The organism is Mesorhizobium sp. B2-2-4 (genome assembly GCF_006442375.1).
Classification (GTDB): domain Bacteria; phylum Pseudomonadota; class Alphaproteobacteria; order Rhizobiales; family Rhizobiaceae; genus Mesorhizobium.
Genome location: NZ_VFWB01000005.1, coordinates 468,278 through 485,245, shown reverse-complemented (window position 1 = coordinate 485,245; position 16,968 = coordinate 468,278). Strand labels below are relative to the sequence as shown.

Genomic DNA, 16,968 nt, shown 5'->3' with positions numbered 1-16,968 from the left:
GGAGATTGTCCACGTACAACCCGGCCGCCATATTGATATCAGGCGTAAACTCGCGACCTACTTCGCCGCAGCTTCCGCTTGCAGCGCCTTCAGGTCCCAGCAGCTGTCGGGCTTGAGGTCGGCCTTGGTCGTCGCCTTCTCCAGCGTGTAGATGTAGGTGTGCGACGTGCCGGCCGGCTGGCCGCTCTGCAGCAGGAACTTTATGATGGCGTTCATGTCCCCCGACTGCCGGGCAAGGTCGGTCATGACAACCGCGCCATAAGTGCCGTCCTGCAGCTTGTCGCAGTCGGCCGCCTTTTCGCCGCCTCCGGTGGTGACCAGAAAAACCTTGCCCTCGAGCTTGGCATCACGGATCGCGGCCGACGCGCCAGTAGCATCACCATCCCAGAAGTCGATGATCGAGCAGATGTCGGGGTTCTGCTGCAGCATCGTCGTCGTGACATTGCGCGAGGTGGTCGCATCCCAGTTGGAGTCGGGCTTGGCCACGACCTGAAACTCGGGATGCTTTTCCAGTACCTTCATGATGCCGGCGTACTGATAAAGGCTGGAGGAGTTCGCTTGATCGCCCTGCACAAGGCCGATCTTTTTGGACGAGTTCTCGCCGCAGCCCTTGATCGCGGCTTCCGCCTCGAGTTGGCCGAGCCGGTCCCAATCGCTGCCGACAAAGGCATCGGCCGGGAAATTGGCGGGATTGTCGACCAGGATCACGTAGGTGCCGGCTGCCTGCGCCTTCTTCATCAGCTTGGAGTAGGAATTGAGGTCGGGCGCGTGGATGATCAGCACGTCAGGCCTGGTGTCGGAGGAGATGGCATCGGTGATCGCCTGCGCGCCGGCATCGACGACCCAGTTCGGATCGCGCGTCTCGAACGTGCCGCCCCAGGCCTCGACTTCGGTCTTCAGATAGTGCGCCCAGCCCTGCGCCAGGTCGAAGCCCATCGCCAGCGGCACCAGCATGACGCGTTTGCTCTTGAGTGCCTGCGCATAGGCAGCGGGGCCCGGATCGTCGGCAGCGAAGCTCGGCGCCACGAACGCGGTGACCGCAAGCGCCGTCGCGGCGGCCATCAATGTTTTGATCAGTTTCATGTCACATCCTCTGGTTGGTCGTTGTTATTTACGGCCGGCCCCAACCGTCCGCTTTGGTTTAGTCTTCCTGTTTGAGCATGATCTTTTCCGAAAAGTTCCCACTTTTCGGGATCATGCTCTAGATGTCGCCCTGCTGCGCCGTCTGTTCGTCACGCGGATTGATGATGCCGTCGACGATGATGGCACCGAGCAGGATCGCCGCCTTGATCAGGTTTTGGTAGAGCAGCGGAATGTCGATGATGGTCATCGCATTGAGCAGGATGCCGATCAGCGCCGCTCCGACCAGCACGTTTCGCACCCCGCCTCGTCCGCCCGAAAGCCCGATGCCCCCGATCACCGCCACCAGCACGATGTCGTAGAGCAGCGTCGAGTTGACGACGCGGGTGTTGATCGAATGCAGGCTGGCCGCTGTCAGCAGGCCGGCGATCAGCGCCACGAAGGCGGAAAGCACATAGCGCAGCACCAGCATCGGCCGCACTGGAATACCGATGTTGCGCGCGGCGACCGGATTATCGCCGGCGAAATAGATGTAGCGGCCCCATTTGGTGTAGCGCAGGAACAGGAAGAACAGGAAAGCCAGTGCAGCGAAGACGAACACCTCGATGGGAATGTCGAGGAAGCGCAGGCCGCCAAGCAGTTCCACCCAATGGCCCTGCGGCACCGGAACCGCATCCTGCGTGATCAGTTGCGAGCGCACATAGCCGAAGACGAAGGAGCCGGTGGCAAGCGTCACGAAGATCGCCGGCACGTCGGCGTAAGCGACGAGAAAGCCGTTGAGCAGGCCGATGGCGAGCACGCCGGCCAGCACATAGGCGAAGGCGAGCCCGTCAGGCGTTCCTGAATTCATCAACTGCAGATACCAGGCGACCGACATCGCCATGATCGCCACCGCCGAGAGGTCGATGCCACGGCCAATGATGACGACCGCCATGCCCAATGCCAATATGCCCAGTACCGAGACCGAACGAACGATGGCAACGAGATTGTTCGGAGCGATGAAGCCCGGCAGGCCTATGGCCGCGGCAATGAACAGCATCACCGCTATGGCAAAGACAATACCTTCCTGGTTCAGGCTCTTGAAACTCGGCCGACCGATCGCGTTCATTGTCTGTCTTCACCCCGGCGGCAGCGCTGCCGCCCCTGGGAAGAAAGCTAATCGGCTCAACGTCGGTTCGTCAAATGAATCCGCGTTCAAAACACGGACTGCCGACGAGACTCGCGATGTGGACGCATTGATTGCTGATGCTGGCGCAATGCCCGGAAACTTCAGCACTTTTGGCAATTGTTTGCGCCATCCCTGCGTCTTGCGCAAGCACGACACCAAGGCGCAAGGCGAAGATGGAATTTAACCCTGCGGTGGATGGGAAAATTCGATTTCAGTTCCCGGCCATGTGGCCGGAAACCTCGGCGCCGGCGGTCCTCGGCAACACCAGGAAACGGAACGACGCCACCAGCCCGATGACGCCGATCACCAGGAAGGTGACTCGAAAATCGACGAGGTCCAGCGCCGGCTGGGCCCTGGCGATCTGCGACAGGTTGAGGATCGCCGCAGCTATCGCCACACCGAACAGCATTGCCACCTGCTGCAGCATCGAGGACAGGGTCGCCGCCGAGCTGCGCTGCGCCGCGGCGACATCGGCGAAGGCCAGCGTGTTCAGCGCCGTGAACTGCATGGAACGCGACAGGCCGGCGATCAGCATCAGCCCCACCACGAGCGCCTGCGGCGTCTGCGGCGAGATCGCCGCGCAGGCCATGATCGATGCGGACGCAATGACGCCGTTGACGACCATCACCGAACGAAAGCCGAAGTGGCGCAGCATCGGCGTCGTCACCGTCTTCATCCCGAGATTGCCGAGGAAATAGGCCAGGATCATCATGCCGGCATCGACCGGGCTCATGCCAAAGCCGACCTGGAACAAAAGCGGCAGCAGGAACGGCGTGGCGTTGATCGCGACGCGGAATATGGTGCCGGCCGCAAGCGTCGAGATGGCGAAGGTCAGCACCTTGAACGAGGACAGGTCGAGCAGCGCATGGGGCGCGCGCCGGAGATGCCGCACCGCCAACCAGCCGATGACGATCCCTGCCGCGACCAGCAGCACCGTCGGCAGCACGCCGTCGTCGGGATGCGCGATACGCTCGAGGCCGCAGAGAAGGCAAGCAAGTCCCGCCGATGTCAGGAAGAAACCCGGCCAGTCGAGTGGCTTGGGATCGGCTTCACGGTCACCGGGGATGAAGCGGGCGACCAGCGCCAGCCCGATCAGCCCAAGCGGGATGTTGATGAAGAAATTCCAGTGCCAGGAGAGATAGGTGGTGATGAAACCGCCAAGCACCGGACCAACGACAGGCGCGAACAGCGCCGGCCAGGTGATGAGCGCGGTTGCGTTGAGCAGTTCCGATTTTGACGCGTTGCGCAGCACCAGGATGCGGCCGACCGGCGTCATCAATGCGCTGCCCAGCCCTTGCGCGGCGCGCGCCGCGACGAACTCGGTGAGATTCTCGGAGAAGCCGCAGGCGAGCGAAGCCAGCGTGAACAGTGCGATCGCCATCAGGAAGATGTTGCGCGCGCCGAACCGGTCGGCGAGCCAGCCCGACAGCGGCACGAACACCGCCATGGTCAGCATGTAGATGGTGATGCCGATGCTCATCGCCACCGCCGGCACGCCGAAGGAGGCGCCCATCTGCGGCAGCGACGTCGAGATGATCGTCGAATCCAAGAGCTGCATGAAGAAGGCAATGGCGACGATCAGCGCCACACGCCGCGAACTGCTGGCTGGGTCGGCTAAAACTTCAGTCTCGGGGATGGCAGTCATGACGGACCGCTTTGAACAGCATTTGGCCGGCGACGTCCAGGCAAGGGCCAACAAACTTTCGTGTCGCGGCGCGGCCTGTTATGGATGAACGGGGCGGCCGAGGAACGCGCACGCATGAAGACCGGCCTGGTGGCACAAGGCAACGGCCAGACGGTGATCGAGCCGCGCGTTCATCTAGAGCCTGATCCCTCTTTCCACGGCCATTTCAATGTCTTGCGCGGCTACGTGGCGCCGCTCGATGCGGCGGGCGTGAAGATCGTTGGCGACTATGTCGATAACTACCTGCACGGCCTGCCCTCCGAATTCGGCATCCTCAATCTGTTCGATCCGCGCACCGGCGCGCCGCGCGCCATCCTAGACGCCACCGTTATCACCGACATGCGCACCGGCGCCGTCACCGCGATCGGCGCCAGGCATCTGGCGCGCAGGAATTCGAAGGTGCTTGCCCATATCGGCGCGCGCGGCACGGCCTACTGGAACGTGCGGCTGCTCGACCACCTCTTCGACTTCGACGAGATCCGTGTCCATTCGCGCCGGCCGGAAAGCCGCGACGGCTTTGCCGCCAGGCTCTCCACCGATCTCGGCAAGCCGGTCAAGGCGGTGGCCGATTGGCAAAGTTGCGTCGAGGGCGCCGACATCGTCGTCGAGGCCTCGCGGCTGCCGGAACCGCAGCCGCTGCTGAAGACCGAGTGGATCAAGCGTGGCACGCTGGTAGTGCCCTATGGCACGATGAGCGCGGTCCGAAATACCTGTCGCCGGTCGGCGGCGCATCGGCCGGCTTCGTGCCGCTGCAGAAGACGGTAACATCGATCCTGGCCGCCATCCGCCACAAGGCCAATCCGGTGATGCTCGATTTCCTGCCCGTCTCCGAGGGCGTCGAGGACCATGCCACGCAGACGCCGCTGGCCGTTTCGAAATGCGCCGCCATGATTGCACTGTGGCGCCGGTTGATCGCCTTCGAACTGATGGCGGCCGCCCAGGCCGTCGATCTGCGCGACGGGCTGACGCTGGCGCCGCGCACAGCCGCTATCCATACGGCGATACGCGCGCTGGTGCCGGCGCTGAAGGAGGATCGGCCGCTCGGCATCGAAGCCGAAGCGCTGCATACAGCGCTTGCCAGCGACAGATGGCAGCCGACCTTAGCCCCGACCGACCTTGTCCAGGAACAGGCGTAGCTCGGCCGGGTCCATGTGCACCACATGCCTGTCCTCGGGATAGACGCCGCTGTTGACGTCGGCGACATATTCGGAGAATGCAGCCACCCGCTCCGCCTGCAACCGATCATATTCAGCGGCGAAGTTGCGATAGACCTTGGAGTGTCGTGGCATGTGGCCCCGATTCTGCCCGAGGATATCTTCGGCGAACAGATATTGCGCGTCGCAACCGGTGCCCGCGCCCATCGACAGCATGATCAGCGAGGTACGCTCGGAGATCGCCTTGGCGACCTCGACCGGCACCACTTCGATTTCGGCGCCGATGGCGCCGGCGGCCTCGAGCTGTTTCACCGCTTCGAACACCTGCATGGCGGCGCCGGCGGTCTTGCCTACCGCCTTGAAGCCGCCGGTCCACGTCGCGCGGGATGGAATGAGGCCGACATGGCCGATGACGGGGATGGCATCGTCCGCCATCCGCTTGATGGTGGCGTAGCCCGCGCTGCAATAGACCGCGTCGGCGCCGGCCTTGTAGAGCCGGAAAGCCCAACGCAGGAAATCATCCGATGTGCCGATTTCGTAGAAATTGTCTCCCGGCATGGTGAACAGGCTCGGTGCCGCATCGCGGTATTGCGGGTTGAGCACGAGTTCCGGCGGCACGGAGACGATATCGACCCCTGCCCGCTCGGCAGCTTCCGCTTCGTCCAGGGTCAGCACGCGCAGCATGGTCAGCTGACGCTTGCCTTTCATGGCGCGCAGGTCGGCGACGGTCGGTCTCTTTCGGCTCATTAAACGTTCCTCTTTTGCTTGCCGCGGTGCCGGATCGGTGTGCCGCGCTTCAGATCTCGATCATCACCTTGCCAGCTTCGATCTTCACCGGATAGGTCGCAAGATTGACGCAGACCGGCGCGCCCTTGGCCTGGCCGGTCTTATAGTTGAAGCGGCCATTGTGCTTGGGACATTCGATGATGTCGTCCATCACCAGCCCGTCGGCGAGATGTGCCTTCTCATGCGTGCAGAAACCGTCGGTGGCGAAGAATTCATTGTCCGGGGAGCGATAGATCGCGAAGGTTCGGCCACCGTGGTCGAAGCGGATGACATCCTCTTCCTCGACATCGTCCACCGCACACGCTTCAATCCAATCGACCATCTCTGTCTCCCGCAACCATTCGCGATCCTTATTCAGCCGCCGCCGACATGTCGAACTCATGGAATTCGCCGCGATAGGGCCTGGCCGTCGGCGGCAGCTCGCGCTTGAGGTAGTAGTCCTCGTATTTCAGCTGCCTGAGCAGGACCGGCCAGACCTCGCGATAGGCATGCCACATCGACGGGTTCGGCACGGGCAGGTCGTGCTTGATCAGCTCATGCAGCCTGGGCAGCGCATGATAGGGCACCATCGGGAACATGTGGTGCTCCACATGATAGTTCATGTTCCAGTAGATGAACCGGCTGATCGGGTTCATGTAGACGGTGCGCGTGTTGAGCCGGTGGTCGACGACATTGTCGGCCAGCCCGATATGCTGCAGCAGGCCGGTGGTCACCATGTGCCAGGTGCCGTAGAGGCGCGGCAACCCAATCAGCACCACCGGTATCCATGACCTGAGGACGACCGCGACAGCGATCGTCGCAATGTACACGGCAACATGCCACCGCGCGGCCGTCACGGCCTTTGCCCATTCCATTTCCGGAACATAGCTCTTTTCCTCGTCGGACAGCTTGCCGAACGCCTGGCGCACGAGCGTCGGCAGCGAGTAGCGGAAATCGAGGATGCCGGTGAAGGCCAGCGCCGCCTTCAACAGGTCCGGCGGCCGCATGACGGCGATCTCGGCATCGCGGCCGACGATGATGGTGTCGGTGTGGTGGCGGGCATGGCTCCAGCGCCATTGCACTGGATTGCGCATCAGCATGAAGGAAGCGATGTGGTACACGACATCGTTCATCCAGCGCGTGCGGAAGGCCGTGCCATGGCCGCATTCGTGCCAGCGCGAATCACTCGACGAGCCGTAGAGCACGCCGTAGACGAACAGGAACGGCACCACCCACCATGAGCCCCAGAACCAGATGATGCCGGCGGCCGAGCCCAGGATCGCAACAATCCAGATGATGGTGTCGCGGATCGCCGGCCCGTCGGAACGCTGCATCAGCTCCTTCATCACCTTGCGGGGGACATCGGTGTGGTACCATTCGGCGGAGGCCAGGCCGGTCTCGATCGCGGCCCTGGTGCTTTCACCGACCAGGCTGTAATCCCGCTTTTTTGCCATCGTCTTCACACGGGCCTCCAAACTTCTCGCACCGCTCGCAATCCGGCCCGCCGGCCGGAGGGCTTGCTTTGAATACATGTCGCGCTCATGCCGGGCCCGCCAGTCTCCGGAAATTGCCGGAGGGCCGAGGATAATCCTGTTCGGGCTGGCGGGCGATTGCCGCAATCCTGTCTTCGGCGCCGGCGATAGCTTCCCTGCCGTCCAGGACCCGGAACACGGCATCGTAGGCGCGGCCTTCGTCATGCTCCAGCCAGATCATCTCGCCGCGTTCGCGCGCGGCGAGATCGCCGAGCACATGATGCGTCGATGGCTCGATACCCAGCGCATACTGTCCGGCCTGGAAATTCTGCCATTGATAGGCGCAAGGCAGCTGGTCTTTCCGCGTCACCATTTCGAAGCCGAGGCCGAGCCGGTCGTTGACCACCGCCACTGGTACCTCGCCCTTTCCATCGGCGTCCATTTCATGCTGCCAGACCTGTTCGCTGAACCCCATTCGCGGTTCCGGCACGGTGCGGTAGCCGACCTTCTGCGCCTCATAGCGCTCGCCGGCATGGCCGGCCCAAACCACGTCGCGGATTGGCGCGAGGTAGCGCGAGCCCTCGTCAAGCAGGGGATGACTGACATTCACATGGTAGAAATACATATGCGGCGTGCGATTGAAGCCATGGTTCACGACGCGGTCGGACAGCCGGATCTCGTTGCCGCCGACATCCGCCTCGATCCGCCGGATCAGATGCAGATCCTCGCCGAATACCGCCGATTGCTGGACGATGCCTTCGGCCCACAGCACGCAGCGGTCGCCGTCCCACGCCTCACCGTAGCCGGTCAGCCGCGCCGGGATGGTGCCGACACGGCCATGCAGCGAATGGATCACGGTCTTCTTGCCGGGATAGTTGTAGTTCTCGGCCGGCACCTCTTCCCGACCCAGTATATGGTCGAGGCCGCAGGTGACCAGCAAACCGGAAAAGGAGCGCGCCCAGGCCAGCCCCCCTTCCCCCTCATAGTCGTGAAGACCGGGGTTGCGAAAACCGCCCGGCGAGTGCCAGCCGATCGCCTGGCCCTTGAAGTCGCAATCGGCGATGTCGAGCGCGCGGTCGACGAGTGCGGTGAAGCGCAGGCCGGAGCCGGTGCGGAACTCCAGCATGCGGACACCGCGCTCCACCCCGTCGCCGAGCGTCATCAGCCGCACGCCGGCGAACTGCGACAGCATGCCGGAGCGTTCCGAGACCTGCCGGCGCGAGAGCGTCTTGCCGTAAAGCTCTACCATGCCGTCACTGCGCCCTCTTCATCAGAGCCGACAGGTCGGCGCCGGTGATGATGCTTTCCACGGTCAGCAGATCGGTATCGGCGACCGTCTGCTCGGCAACGATCTCGCCGCGGCGCATGACGATGATGCGGTCGGCAACCTCGAACACGTGATGGATGTTGTGGGTGATGAGCAGCACCGAATGGCCGGCCTGACGCATCTCCTTGACGAAGCGCAGCACGCCATGGGTTTCCTCGACGCCGAGATTGTTGGTCGGCTCGTCGAGGATGATCACCTTGGCGGCGAACTGCATGGCCCGCGAAATGGCGATCGACTGGCGCTCGCCGCCCGACAGCGTTGAGACCAGCGCGTCGGCGTCGAGTTTCTTCGAGATGCCGACGCGCTTCAGCAGGGAGGAGGCAGCATCGCGCAGCTTGGCGAGATCGAGCGGCGCAAACACGCCCAACCATTTGAAATTGACCGGTTCGCGGCCGAGGAAGAGGTTGCGCGCGATACTGAGATCCGGCGCCAGCGACGTATCCTGGTGGATGGTCTCGATGCCGAGATCCATCGCGTCGCGCGTCGAGCGGATCGAAACCTTCTGCCCGCGCACATAGATGTCACCGCGATCGACCGGGAAGACGCCGGAGATCGCCTTGATCAGCGTCGATTTGCCGGCGCCATTGTCGCCGAGCAGGGCCACTATCTCGCCTTCTCTCAGCGTCAGCGAGGCATTCTTCAGCGCGCGCACGCTGCCGAAGGATTTTTGCAGGTTCTGCAGCCGAAGCACTTCTTGCATCATAGTCAGCTCCTTGCCGCGTTTTTCTGCAGCAAAGCATGCAGGATGAGCATGGCGAGGATGATCACGCCGACGAAGATGTTGTAGGCGAGGCCGGGCACGCCGACGAGCACGATGCCGTTACGGATGGCGCGCAGCATCAGCGCGCCGACGATGGTGCCCAGGATGGTGCCGCGTCCGCCGGTCAGCGCCGTGCCGCCAACCACCACCATGGCGATCACTTCGAGCTCATAGCCTGTGCCGGCCACCGGCGAAGCGGCCGAAATACGAAAGGCGCTGATCATGCCGGCAAGCCCGGCCAGCACCGAGGTGGCGATGAACAGCCATATCTTGACGGCGTCCGCCGGCACGCCGCGGGCCACTGCCGCGTTGCGGTTGGAACCGATGGCGCTGATCCAGTTGCCGAGCTTGGCATAGCGCAGGACGTAGATTGCCAGCAACGACAGGCCGACGAACCACCACAGCGAGGTGTAGAAGCGGAACGAGCCGATATTGAAGCTGCCGGCAAGCAGCGTCACGAAGAAGCCAGGCTGGTCCCACGACTTCAGCGGGAAACCCTGCGTGATGTAGAGGGCCGCGCCGCGCACGATCAGCAGCATGGACAGGGTCACCAGGAATGACGAGATGCCGATCTTGGTGACGATCACCCCATTGATCGCCCCAATCGCGATGCACAGTAAAAGTCCAGCCAGAAGGGCGACGCCGATATCCACCCCGCCGTTCTGCACCAGAAGCATCACGACCACTGGCGCCAGGCCGAATACGGCACCGACCGACAGGTCGAACTCGCCGGCCGTCAGAAGCAGCGTCATGCCGAGCGCGATGATGCCGAGCTCGGGCAGGAACGCCATCATGTTGGAGATGTTGAGCGGCGACAGGAAATTGCCGTCCGCGATCGCGAATACCACGAGAAGGACGACGAGGATGATGAACGAGGAAAATTGCGGCGAGCGCATCAGCCTCGACCTGCTCCTGGCGCTTGCTGCGCCCTCTTCCGCGGTGACTGCCATGACGTTCTGAACCATGCTGTTTGCAGGCGCCCGCCGCCGGCGCGGCGGGCGTCCATTTTCACTTCTTGTCGTAGAGTTTGAGGATCGGCTCGACGCTCGACGCGTCGTAGAGACCGAAAGTGTGGATGTCGTAGCCGATTGGCTCGCCCGAGGCGGCAAGCCCGAGCAGTGCTACCGGCATGAAGCCCTGCGCCGATGGGTACTGCCAGGCCGCAGCGTTGACGAAACCGTCCTGGACGGCTTGCGCCGTCTCCTTCGAATTGCCCCAGCCGACGACCGGGATTTTGCCTGCCGGCACGCCGGCGCCGTCGAAGACCCGCTTGACGCTGGCCGCCACGGAATCGCCGAGCGCGATGATCGCCGGCGGATTGTTGGCAACCATATAGTCGGTCATCCTGGCGATGATGCCGGCCGGATCGGTGCCGCAATCGACCACGTCATATTTGATGCCGAGCGGATCGAAGACGCTGGCGATGCCTTCGGTCTCGAGCTGCTGGTAGCTTGCGCCGGGGACTTCGACCGGCAGAAAGACCTTGTCACCCTGCTTCACCATTTTGTGGTCGACAAGATACTTTGCCCAGATCGTGCCGGCCTCCTTCAGGTCGGCGCCGACATAGGCCTGCCGCCCCGTCGCCGGATCGTCGGTGTTGAAGAACACGATCGGGATGCCGGCGGCCTTCGCCGCCTTGACCTCCTCGGTCCACAGGCCAGGCTGCGCCGAGGTGGTGGCGATGCCATCGGGCTTGGCGGCAAGCGCGGAATTGAAGGCTTCCTTCTGCGCCGCCATGTCGCCGCCGCTGAAGGAGATCTTGCAGGTCACCTTGAGCTGGTCGCAGGCCTTTGTGGCGCCGGCGTTCCAGTCGATCCAGAACGCATCCGACGGGCCGCCATGCGACAGTAGATAAAAGGTCTTCTGGCCGTCCTGTGCCTGCGCGGCCGACCCGAACGCGATGCCGGCAAGCACAGTCGCGGCGGCCGCCAATTTCAATGCAGATTTCAACATTGCTTTCCTCCTTGTTTGGAGCCGTGCCGCCATGCACAGGCGGCGCGGCCGGCCGTCACAGGCCGTTGGCGCGGAACTTCCCGTCGAGGAATGTCTTGGCGCGCGGCACGTCGTCTTCCGACAGGTGCTCGATGATGACCGGAATGTTCGGGTGCTTCTCGGCAAGCCGCTGAAGATAAAGGTCGTAGTTGAGCGAGCCGAGGCCGGGCGCCGGCAGTTCGATCTCGCCGACGCCGCGGAAGGTGTGGCTTTCCATGGCATCCTCATCGCCGATGTCGGCGTGCTTTTCCGACTTGTCGCTGCCCGAGCGCTTGACGTCCTTGGCATGCGCTATCTTGATTTTGTCCGTCAACGTGTCGAACACCTGGTTCAGGATCTGGTCCATCCTGTCGATGTTGTGCGTCTCGAAGTAGTTGGTCGGGTCCATCAAGAGGCCCAGGCCGGGATGGTCGACCTGCGCGAACATCTTGACCGTTTCCTCGACCGAGCCGACGACGTTGTTGACATAGGTTTCGAGCAGGAAGACCGCGCCATGGTCATAGGCGGTTTGCGCAAGATCAGCGATCACCTTGCGGCATTCCTCGAACCCCTCCTCGGTCTTGTTCTTGGGGTGGTGCACCCAGTCGGATTCGGTGTTGTAGGTGCCGGTTTCCGAGATCACGTAGGGCGAGCCGAAATGGCGGGCGTTGCGGATGATTTCCTTGAGGTAGCCGACGCGCTTGTCGCGCTCTGCCTTGTCGGGATGGATGATGTTGGTGTAGCCCGACACGCAGCAGACCGGCAGGTTGTGGTCGCGGAAGACATCGCGCACGGTCTTGGCCTTGTCCTTGGTGATCTGTCCGGCCGACAGGTCGATATCCCTGAAATGCAGGTCGAGCTGCACCGTGTTGAAACCGAGCCCGCGGATCTTCTTCGCCGTCTCTTCGAGGCCGTACGGGAAATAGCCCGTGAAAATACCTGCCTGCATCATGGTGTGAATTCCTCCCTGTAAGCGATTCAGTTACCAGTGATTTCAATTGATCGGGTTGTCGAGATTTCGGAAAGCTTGACCGTGCGGCCCGAAGCGATCGAGCGATAGCCCGCCTCTACCAGCGCCATGGTCTTGACGTTGTCGGCGACGGAAAGCGCCGGTGGCGTACCTGTCTTCACGGCGTGCTGGAGTTGTTCCATCACGCCGATGAAAGCATGCGGGAACCACATCGTGTCCCAGCTTGGGCTGACCCACTCGCCATCCGTCGTCTCGGCCGAGGCATAGGTGAGCGTCGAGGCCGCACCGGTCGGCCAGCCGATCGTGCCCTTGGCGACGCCCTTGGTGCCGTCGACGCGCCAGTTGATGTGCTGGTCGTCCTTGTAGCCTTCTTGCCGCGGACCGGACCAGACATCCTCCAGCGACACGGCGAGCACGCCGGACGGGAAGCGCAGCGTCGAGACGGTGATGCCGTCGGTGTGTTCGAAAGTCGTGCGCGGATCCTTGCGCGTCAGCGTGGTGATCTCATCGGGATCGCCGAACAGGAAACGCAGCACGTCGAGATGATGCACGCTCATATTGGCAAGCGTCAGCCGGTCGTACTCCTCGAGGAAGCCTTGCCAGTGCGGGATCGCATGCATGTCGATCTGCGCGAAGACGACGTCGCCGAGCGCGCCGCTGTCGATGATCTGCTTCAGCACGCGCATCGACTGGTCGTAGCGCATGTTCTGGTTGACCGAGAGGATCTTGCCCGCCTTCGCCGCCTCGTCGCGCAGCTTCACCGCTTCCTCGACCGACAGCGCCAGCGGCTTCTGCGCCAGGATCGCCTTGATGTGCTTCTGCTTCAGCGCGTGGCGGATCAGCGCCGGCTGCTGGTCCGGCGGGAAAGCCAGGTCGATGATCTCGACTTGCGGATCCTCGATTAGTCGTTCCGGCGTGTCGTGGACGGTCGGAATGCCCCAGCGCGTGGCGACCTTCTGCGCATTCGCCCTTGTACGCGAAGCGATCGCCACGACAGGAAAGCCTGCTTCCTTATAGGCCGCGAGATGGCATTCGGCCATGATCATGCCGGCGCCGACGCAGCCGATCTTGAATTCCCTGGTGCGAACCTTCACGTCCGGCTCGAAGCCTTTGCCTGCCAATCTCTTCCTCCCAGAATTCTGTCTTCGCGGCCGTCGTCATCTCGCCAACGCGCTTCCAGATGCTAGCAACCGGAGCCGCGGCATGCGGATCGGATCAGGCATTGGAATTCCTCCCTCAGGGCCAATGTTTCCTCCACAGCCATGAGGGACATTGACGGCAGTACGGGAAGGCTGTCAACATCATAAATAATCAAAACACCTCATAACATCGCAACGAGGCAGGGAAATGCGTCATACGGAGATCCATCTAGCGCTCATGATGCCTCGATTTGATGGGAAATCTATTTTCCCATGCCGACGCGATCCTGCCGGGCGATCTGATTTAGCCTGGCTGCTTGCGCATCGGCCAAGGCCGGATACATCATTTCCCATCAGAATCGCGGATGGCGAAGAGCAGTCGCCACCCGGCCGGCGGTCGGCATTGCGTGATCCTGATGCATTGAGGAGATGAAAGACGGTGCGTTCCACCCTGACTGACATAGCCCGGGAAGCCGGCGTTTCCGCCGCCACCGTCGACCGTGTTCTCAACAACCGTCCGGGTGTGCGGGCGCGCACGCGCGAAATCGTGCTCGAAATGGCGCGGCGTCTTGGCTACATCGCCGAAGGCGCGAACGGGGCGCCTCTCAAGCCCTTGTCCGGCGATGTCATCCGGCTCGACTTCGCGCTGCCGGCCGGCACCAATTCCTTCATCAAGATGCTGCATCGCCACATCGAAGCCCAAGCCTTGGCGCGGCCGGATCTCGATGTCCACATCGCCACCATAGAGGGCTTCAATCCCGACCGGCTCGCACGCCTTTTGCAGGATCTGCGCGGCCAGACTCAGGGCGTCGGCGTCATCGCGCTCGACCATCCGACGGTGCGCGAGGCGATCCGCTCGCTGTCGGCCAACGACGTCAAGGTGGTGACCATCGCCTCCGACATCCTGCATGTGCCAAGGGTCGCGTATATCGGCATCGACAACCGCGCCGCCGGGCGCCTGGCCGGCTATCTGCTCAACCGTTTCATGGGGTCGGAACGTCCTGGCAAGGTGGCGCTGTTCGCCGGCTCGCTCTCCTATCGCGGCCATGAGGAACGCGAGATGGGATTCCGGCACATATTGGCCGAGGAATCGCCCAATCTGGAGATTGTCGAAATGCGCGAGATGCTTGACGACCGCGAAAAGGCCTATTCGGAGGCATCAGCCCTTCTGGAGCGGCACCCCGACCTGGCCGCGATCTACAATGTCGGCGCGGGCAACACCGGCATTGCCCGCGCGCTCAAGGAGCGCGGCCGTGCGATATCGATGGTTTTCCTCGGCCATGAGGTAACCGAAGGCACCAAGGAGCTTCTGCTCGACGGCACGCTCGACGCGGTCATCGACCAGAACCCGCGCGTCGAAGCGCGCGAAGCGCTCAACACCTTGACCCATGCGGTCCGGAGACTGCCTTACGAATTGCATCAGCCGAGGCTCCAGGTGATCTTCAAGGAGAACATCCCGGAAATCTGATACTCTCTGAAATGGAGCGGCGCCGGAACCCCTGCCCGTTCAGCACGCCCGCTACTGGACGGCCGCGACTTCCGCGCCGGCCGCGTCGACAAAGCTCTTGTCGATCCATTTGCCGTAGTCGATCGAGCCCTTCAAAAGCCCGGCACCGGCCATGAATTTCTCTTCGCCCTTGAGCGCCTCGATCGCATCGTCGGTCAGCCTCGGATCCTGGTGAAAGACGCCGTCCGCATAGGTCTTGCGTACCGATTTCTCCGACGACTTGGTCGCCTCGACGAATGTCTTGATCGTCTCGTCGGGATGGGCATCGGCCCAGCGCGAAATCTCGATGTCGACCTTCAGCAGCCGCTTGACCAGGTCGGGATATTTCGCCGCGAAGGCGCCGTTGACCGAAATGACGTTCGGCACGTTCCATTCCGGATGGGTGCTGGTGTCGAAGAGCACCCGTGCCTCGCCGGTGTCGACCAGCTTGGCCGCGGTCGAATCCGTTTCGACGAGGGCGTCGATGTCGCCGCGCAGCAGTGCCGGGCCGGATGCCTCGAAAGGCAGGTTCAATCCCTCTACATCACCGGTCGTCAGGCCGACGCTGTTCAGCGCCTTGCTGAAATTCGAGTGCCGCACCGTACCGGTGAGATAGGCGACCTTCTTGCCTTTGAGGTCCTGCAGCGTCTTCAGTGGAGAGTCGGATTTGACCACGATATACGAGCCGCCCGACCGCACATAGCTCGACAGGCCAATCAGCTTGACATCGGCGCCGGAGGCGGCGACGCGCAACGCGGGATTGTTGCCGGTATAGGTGAATTCGATGGCGCCTGTCGCAAGCGCCGTCGTCGCCTCGGAGCCGCCATTGAAGGTGACAAGTTCGACCTTGATGCCGTCCTTGGCGAACTCCTTTTCCCACCAGCCGTCCTTCTGTGCGAGGACGAATTTGAGGTGCCCCGGCGCGGTGCTGCCGATGCGGATGAATTCGGGCTTGTCCTGCGCGAAGGCGGGCATGCCGCCAAGGCCGATGACGACGGCAATGGCGCCCTTCAGGAACAGCCGGCGAAATCCGTCGAATGCAATGTTGGACATGAGGAAAATCCTTGCTGATTGGAATGAGTGAACGGCTCAGATGAGCGAGGACTCGGACTGGCCTTTCCAGGCGGTCGCCCAGCGCTCGAACCAGACGAGCAAATAGTTGACGGTGAGCCCGATGACGGTCAGCGTCAGGATGCCGGCATACATGTCCGCCGTTTCCATCATCAACTGCGAGTTCTGAATAAGGAAACCGAGGCCGGATTTGGCCGCCAGCATCTCGGCGCCGATCACCGCGAACAGCGACGACTTCACCGCCAGCCTTGCGCCGGCGACAACAGAGGGGATGCTGGCCGGCAGGATAACCTTCCGGAACAGGTCGAAGTCGGACGTACCCATCGAGCGCGCCGCCTTGATCAGCAGCGGATCGACCGACTTGACGCCGCTGATCGTGTTGACCAGCAGAAAGAAGACCGAGGAGTAGAAGGTGATCGCCACCTTCGATTCCTCGCCGATGCCGAGCAAAAGGATGAACACCGGAAGCAGCGCGAATTGCGAGGTGTTGCGCAGCGTCTGCACAAGCAGGTCAGAGACCTTCTCGAACAGCGAGTAGCGCCCCATCAGCAGGCCGAGCGGAATGGCCACCACCACGCCGAGAGCGAAGCCGATCGCAGCGCGCTGCAGGCTGATGCCGATATGTTCGACCAGAACGCCCGAGGCGAGCAGGTTCCACCAAGCGACCAGCACCTCGCTCAGCGGCGGAAAGAAGATGCGGTTCAGCCAGCCGAGCCGTGGCGCGATTTCCCACACGAGAAAGAACAGGCCGAGCAGCGGCAAGCCGTAAAGGAAAGTCCCGTGGCTCGTCCCTTTGCGCCGGACCTTGGCACTGTGGGCGGTGATGGCCGGGACTCTTGCGGCGGCCGCCGTCTCGCCGGCGCCGGCAAACAGATGAAGAGCGCCGGCAGGGCCGAACTTTTCGGTAAGATAAGCCATGGC

The 16,968-nt window shown here is 62.7% G+C and carries 15 protein-coding genes and 2 pseudogenes; 3 read left to right on the top strand and 14 right to left on the bottom strand.

The features are described 5' to 3' along the window. Nucleotides 1–57 precede the first annotated feature (57 nt). From FJ959_RS15920 to FJ959_RS15910, 3 genes are all read right to left on the bottom strand, one after another. On the bottom strand, nt 58–1,083 hold the full coding sequence (locus FJ959_RS15920) for a sugar ABC transporter substrate-binding protein (protein ID WP_140557939.1): 1,026 nt from the start codon (nt 1,081–1,083) through the stop codon (nt 58–60). Nucleotides 1,084–1,201: 118 nt separating this feature from the next. Continuing rightward, on the bottom strand, nt 1,202–2,188 hold the full coding sequence (locus FJ959_RS15915) for an ABC transporter permease (RefSeq protein ID WP_140499878.1): 987 nt from the start codon (nt 2,186–2,188) through the stop codon (nt 1,202–1,204). Between the two features lie 271 nt (nt 2,189–2,459). Then, nucleotides 2,460–3,893 carry a DHA2 family efflux MFS transporter permease subunit gene (locus tag FJ959_RS15910; protein WP_140630781.1) on the bottom strand — a complete coding sequence of 478 codons (1,434 nt, stop codon included), beginning with the start codon at nt 3,891–3,893 and terminating at the stop codon, nt 2,460–2,462. Nucleotides 3,894–3,977: 84 nt separating this feature from the next. On the opposite strand from FJ959_RS15910, the pseudogene FJ959_RS15905 reads away from it, so the two are divergent. Both FJ959_RS15905 and FJ959_RS15900 read left to right on the top strand, forming a co-directional pair. After that, nucleotides 3,978–4,634, top strand: a pseudogene (locus FJ959_RS15905) (ornithine cyclodeaminase family protein); the annotation flags it as partial. Further along, nucleotides 4,634–5,068, top strand: a pseudogene (locus tag FJ959_RS15900) (aromatic amino acid lyase); the annotation flags it as partial. The pseudogenes FJ959_RS15905 and FJ959_RS15900, both read left to right, overlap by 1 nt. On the opposite strand, the gene FJ959_RS15895 reads toward FJ959_RS15900, so the two are convergent. The 9 genes from FJ959_RS15895 to FJ959_RS15855 form a co-directional block, all read right to left on the bottom strand. Beyond that, entirely contained in the window at nt 5,033–5,833 is an 801-nt protein-coding gene (locus tag FJ959_RS15895) for a 3-methyl-2-oxobutanoate hydroxymethyltransferase (protein ID WP_140557936.1), read from the bottom strand. The pseudogene FJ959_RS15900 and the gene FJ959_RS15895 overlap by 36 nt on opposite strands. Nucleotides 5,834–5,882: 49 nt before the next feature. Then, a complete protein-coding gene (locus FJ959_RS15890) occupies nt 5,883–6,194 on the bottom strand; it encodes a MocE family 2Fe-2S type ferredoxin (RefSeq protein WP_140515869.1) in 312 nt (103 codons plus the stop codon). Between the two features lie 28 nt (nt 6,195–6,222). Next, the gene (locus FJ959_RS15885) at nt 6,223–7,305 is read right to left on the bottom strand and encodes a fatty acid desaturase family protein (RefSeq protein ID WP_140516296.1); all 1,083 of its coding nucleotides are present in this window, start codon (nt 7,303–7,305) and stop codon (nt 6,223–6,225) included. Nucleotides 7,306–7,390: 85 nt separating this feature from the next. Next, entirely contained in the window at nt 7,391–8,572 is a 1,182-nt protein-coding gene (locus FJ959_RS15880; RefSeq protein ID WP_140630778.1) for an aldose 1-epimerase family protein, read from the bottom strand. A 4-nt stretch (nt 8,573–8,576) separates the two neighbouring features. Beyond that, nucleotides 8,577–9,353: an ATP-binding cassette domain-containing protein gene (locus tag FJ959_RS15875; RefSeq protein ID WP_140499887.1), complete on the bottom strand. Its 777-nt coding sequence runs from the start codon at nt 9,351–9,353 to the stop codon at nt 8,577–8,579. A gap of 2 nt (nt 9,354–9,355) precedes the next feature. After that, the gene (locus FJ959_RS15870) at nt 9,356–10,375 is read right to left on the bottom strand and encodes an ABC transporter permease (RefSeq protein ID WP_181165269.1); all 1,020 of its coding nucleotides are present in this window, start codon (nt 10,373–10,375) and stop codon (nt 9,356–9,358) included. A 43-nt stretch (nt 10,376–10,418) separates the two neighbouring features. Beyond that, on the bottom strand, nt 10,419–11,363 hold the full coding sequence (locus FJ959_RS15865; protein WP_140630775.1) for a substrate-binding domain-containing protein: 945 nt from the start codon (nt 11,361–11,363) through the stop codon (nt 10,419–10,421). Between the two features lie 55 nt (nt 11,364–11,418). After that, nucleotides 11,419–12,333 carry a sugar phosphate isomerase/epimerase gene (locus FJ959_RS15860; RefSeq protein ID WP_140567567.1) on the bottom strand — a complete coding sequence of 305 codons (915 nt, stop codon included), beginning with the start codon at nt 12,331–12,333 and terminating at the stop codon, nt 11,419–11,421. A 26-nt stretch (nt 12,334–12,359) separates the two neighbouring features. After that, nucleotides 12,360–13,472: a Gfo/Idh/MocA family oxidoreductase gene (locus tag FJ959_RS15855; RefSeq protein ID WP_140630773.1), complete on the bottom strand. Its 1,113-nt coding sequence runs from the start codon at nt 13,470–13,472 to the stop codon at nt 12,360–12,362. 457 nt (nt 13,473–13,929) lie between these two features. Between FJ959_RS15855 and FJ959_RS15850 the strand changes: the two genes are divergently transcribed. Beyond that, nucleotides 13,930–14,958, top strand: coding sequence for a LacI family DNA-binding transcriptional regulator (locus FJ959_RS15850; protein ID WP_140515875.1), 1,029 nt, complete (start codon nt 13,930–13,932; stop codon nt 14,956–14,958). A 51-nt stretch (nt 14,959–15,009) separates the two neighbouring features. Here the strand turns inward: FJ959_RS15850 and FJ959_RS15845 are convergent, their stop codons facing one another. After that, entirely contained in the window at nt 15,010–16,029 is a 1,020-nt protein-coding gene (locus FJ959_RS15845) for an aliphatic sulfonate ABC transporter substrate-binding protein (RefSeq protein WP_140582289.1), read from the bottom strand. Nucleotides 16,030–16,065: 36 nt separating this feature from the next. Beyond that, nucleotides 16,066–16,965 (bottom strand): ABC transporter permease, encoded by a 900-nt coding sequence (locus tag FJ959_RS15840; RefSeq protein WP_140582292.1) that lies wholly within the window; start codon nt 16,963–16,965, stop codon nt 16,066–16,068. Nucleotides 16,966–16,968 lie beyond the last annotated feature (3 nt).

What these genes read in the sequence shown, in the direction of transcription:
- FJ959_RS15865 (WP_140630775.1), bottom strand. Translation starts at nt 11,363, where the DNA reads ATGTTGAAATCTGCATTGAAATTGGCGGCCGCCGCGACTGTGCTTGCC.
- FJ959_RS15920 (WP_140557939.1), bottom strand. Translation starts at nt 1,083, where the DNA reads ATGAAACTGATCAAAACATTGATGGCCGCCGCGACGGCGCTTGCGGTC.
- FJ959_RS15875 (WP_140499887.1), bottom strand. Translation starts at nt 9,353, where the DNA reads ATGATGCAAGAAGTGCTTCGGCTGCAGAACCTGCAAAAATCCTTCGGC.
- FJ959_RS15845 (WP_140582289.1), bottom strand. Translation starts at nt 16,029, where the DNA reads ATGTCCAACATTGCATTCGACGGATTTCGCCGGCTGTTCCTGAAGGGC.
- FJ959_RS15910 (WP_140630781.1), bottom strand. Translation starts at nt 3,893, where the DNA reads ATGACTGCCATCCCCGAGACTGAAGTTTTAGCCGACCCAGCCAGCAGT.
- FJ959_RS15885 (WP_140516296.1), bottom strand. Translation starts at nt 7,305, where the DNA reads ATGGCAAAAAAGCGGGATTACAGCCTGGTCGGTGAAAGCACCAGGGCC.
- FJ959_RS15915 (WP_140499878.1), bottom strand. Translation starts at nt 2,188, where the DNA reads ATGAACGCGATCGGTCGGCCGAGTTTCAAGAGCCTGAACCAGGAAGGT.
- FJ959_RS15890 (WP_140515869.1), bottom strand. Translation starts at nt 6,194, where the DNA reads ATGGTCGATTGGATTGAAGCGTGTGCGGTGGACGATGTCGAGGAAGAG.
- FJ959_RS15880 (WP_140630778.1), bottom strand. Translation starts at nt 8,572, where the DNA reads ATGGTAGAGCTTTACGGCAAGACGCTCTCGCGCCGGCAGGTCTCGGAA.
- FJ959_RS15895 (WP_140557936.1), bottom strand. Translation starts at nt 5,833, where the DNA reads ATGAGCCGAAAGAGACCGACCGTCGCCGACCTGCGCGCCATGAAAGGC.
- FJ959_RS15870 (WP_181165269.1), bottom strand. Translation starts at nt 10,375, where the DNA reads ATGGTTCAGAACGTCATGGCAGTCACCGCGGAAGAGGGCGCAGCAAGC.
- FJ959_RS15860 (WP_140567567.1), bottom strand. Translation starts at nt 12,333, where the DNA reads ATGATGCAGGCAGGTATTTTCACGGGCTATTTCCCGTACGGCCTCGAA.
- FJ959_RS15840 (WP_140582292.1), bottom strand. Translation starts at nt 16,965, where the DNA reads ATGGCTTATCTTACCGAAAAGTTCGGCCCTGCCGGCGCTCTTCATCTG.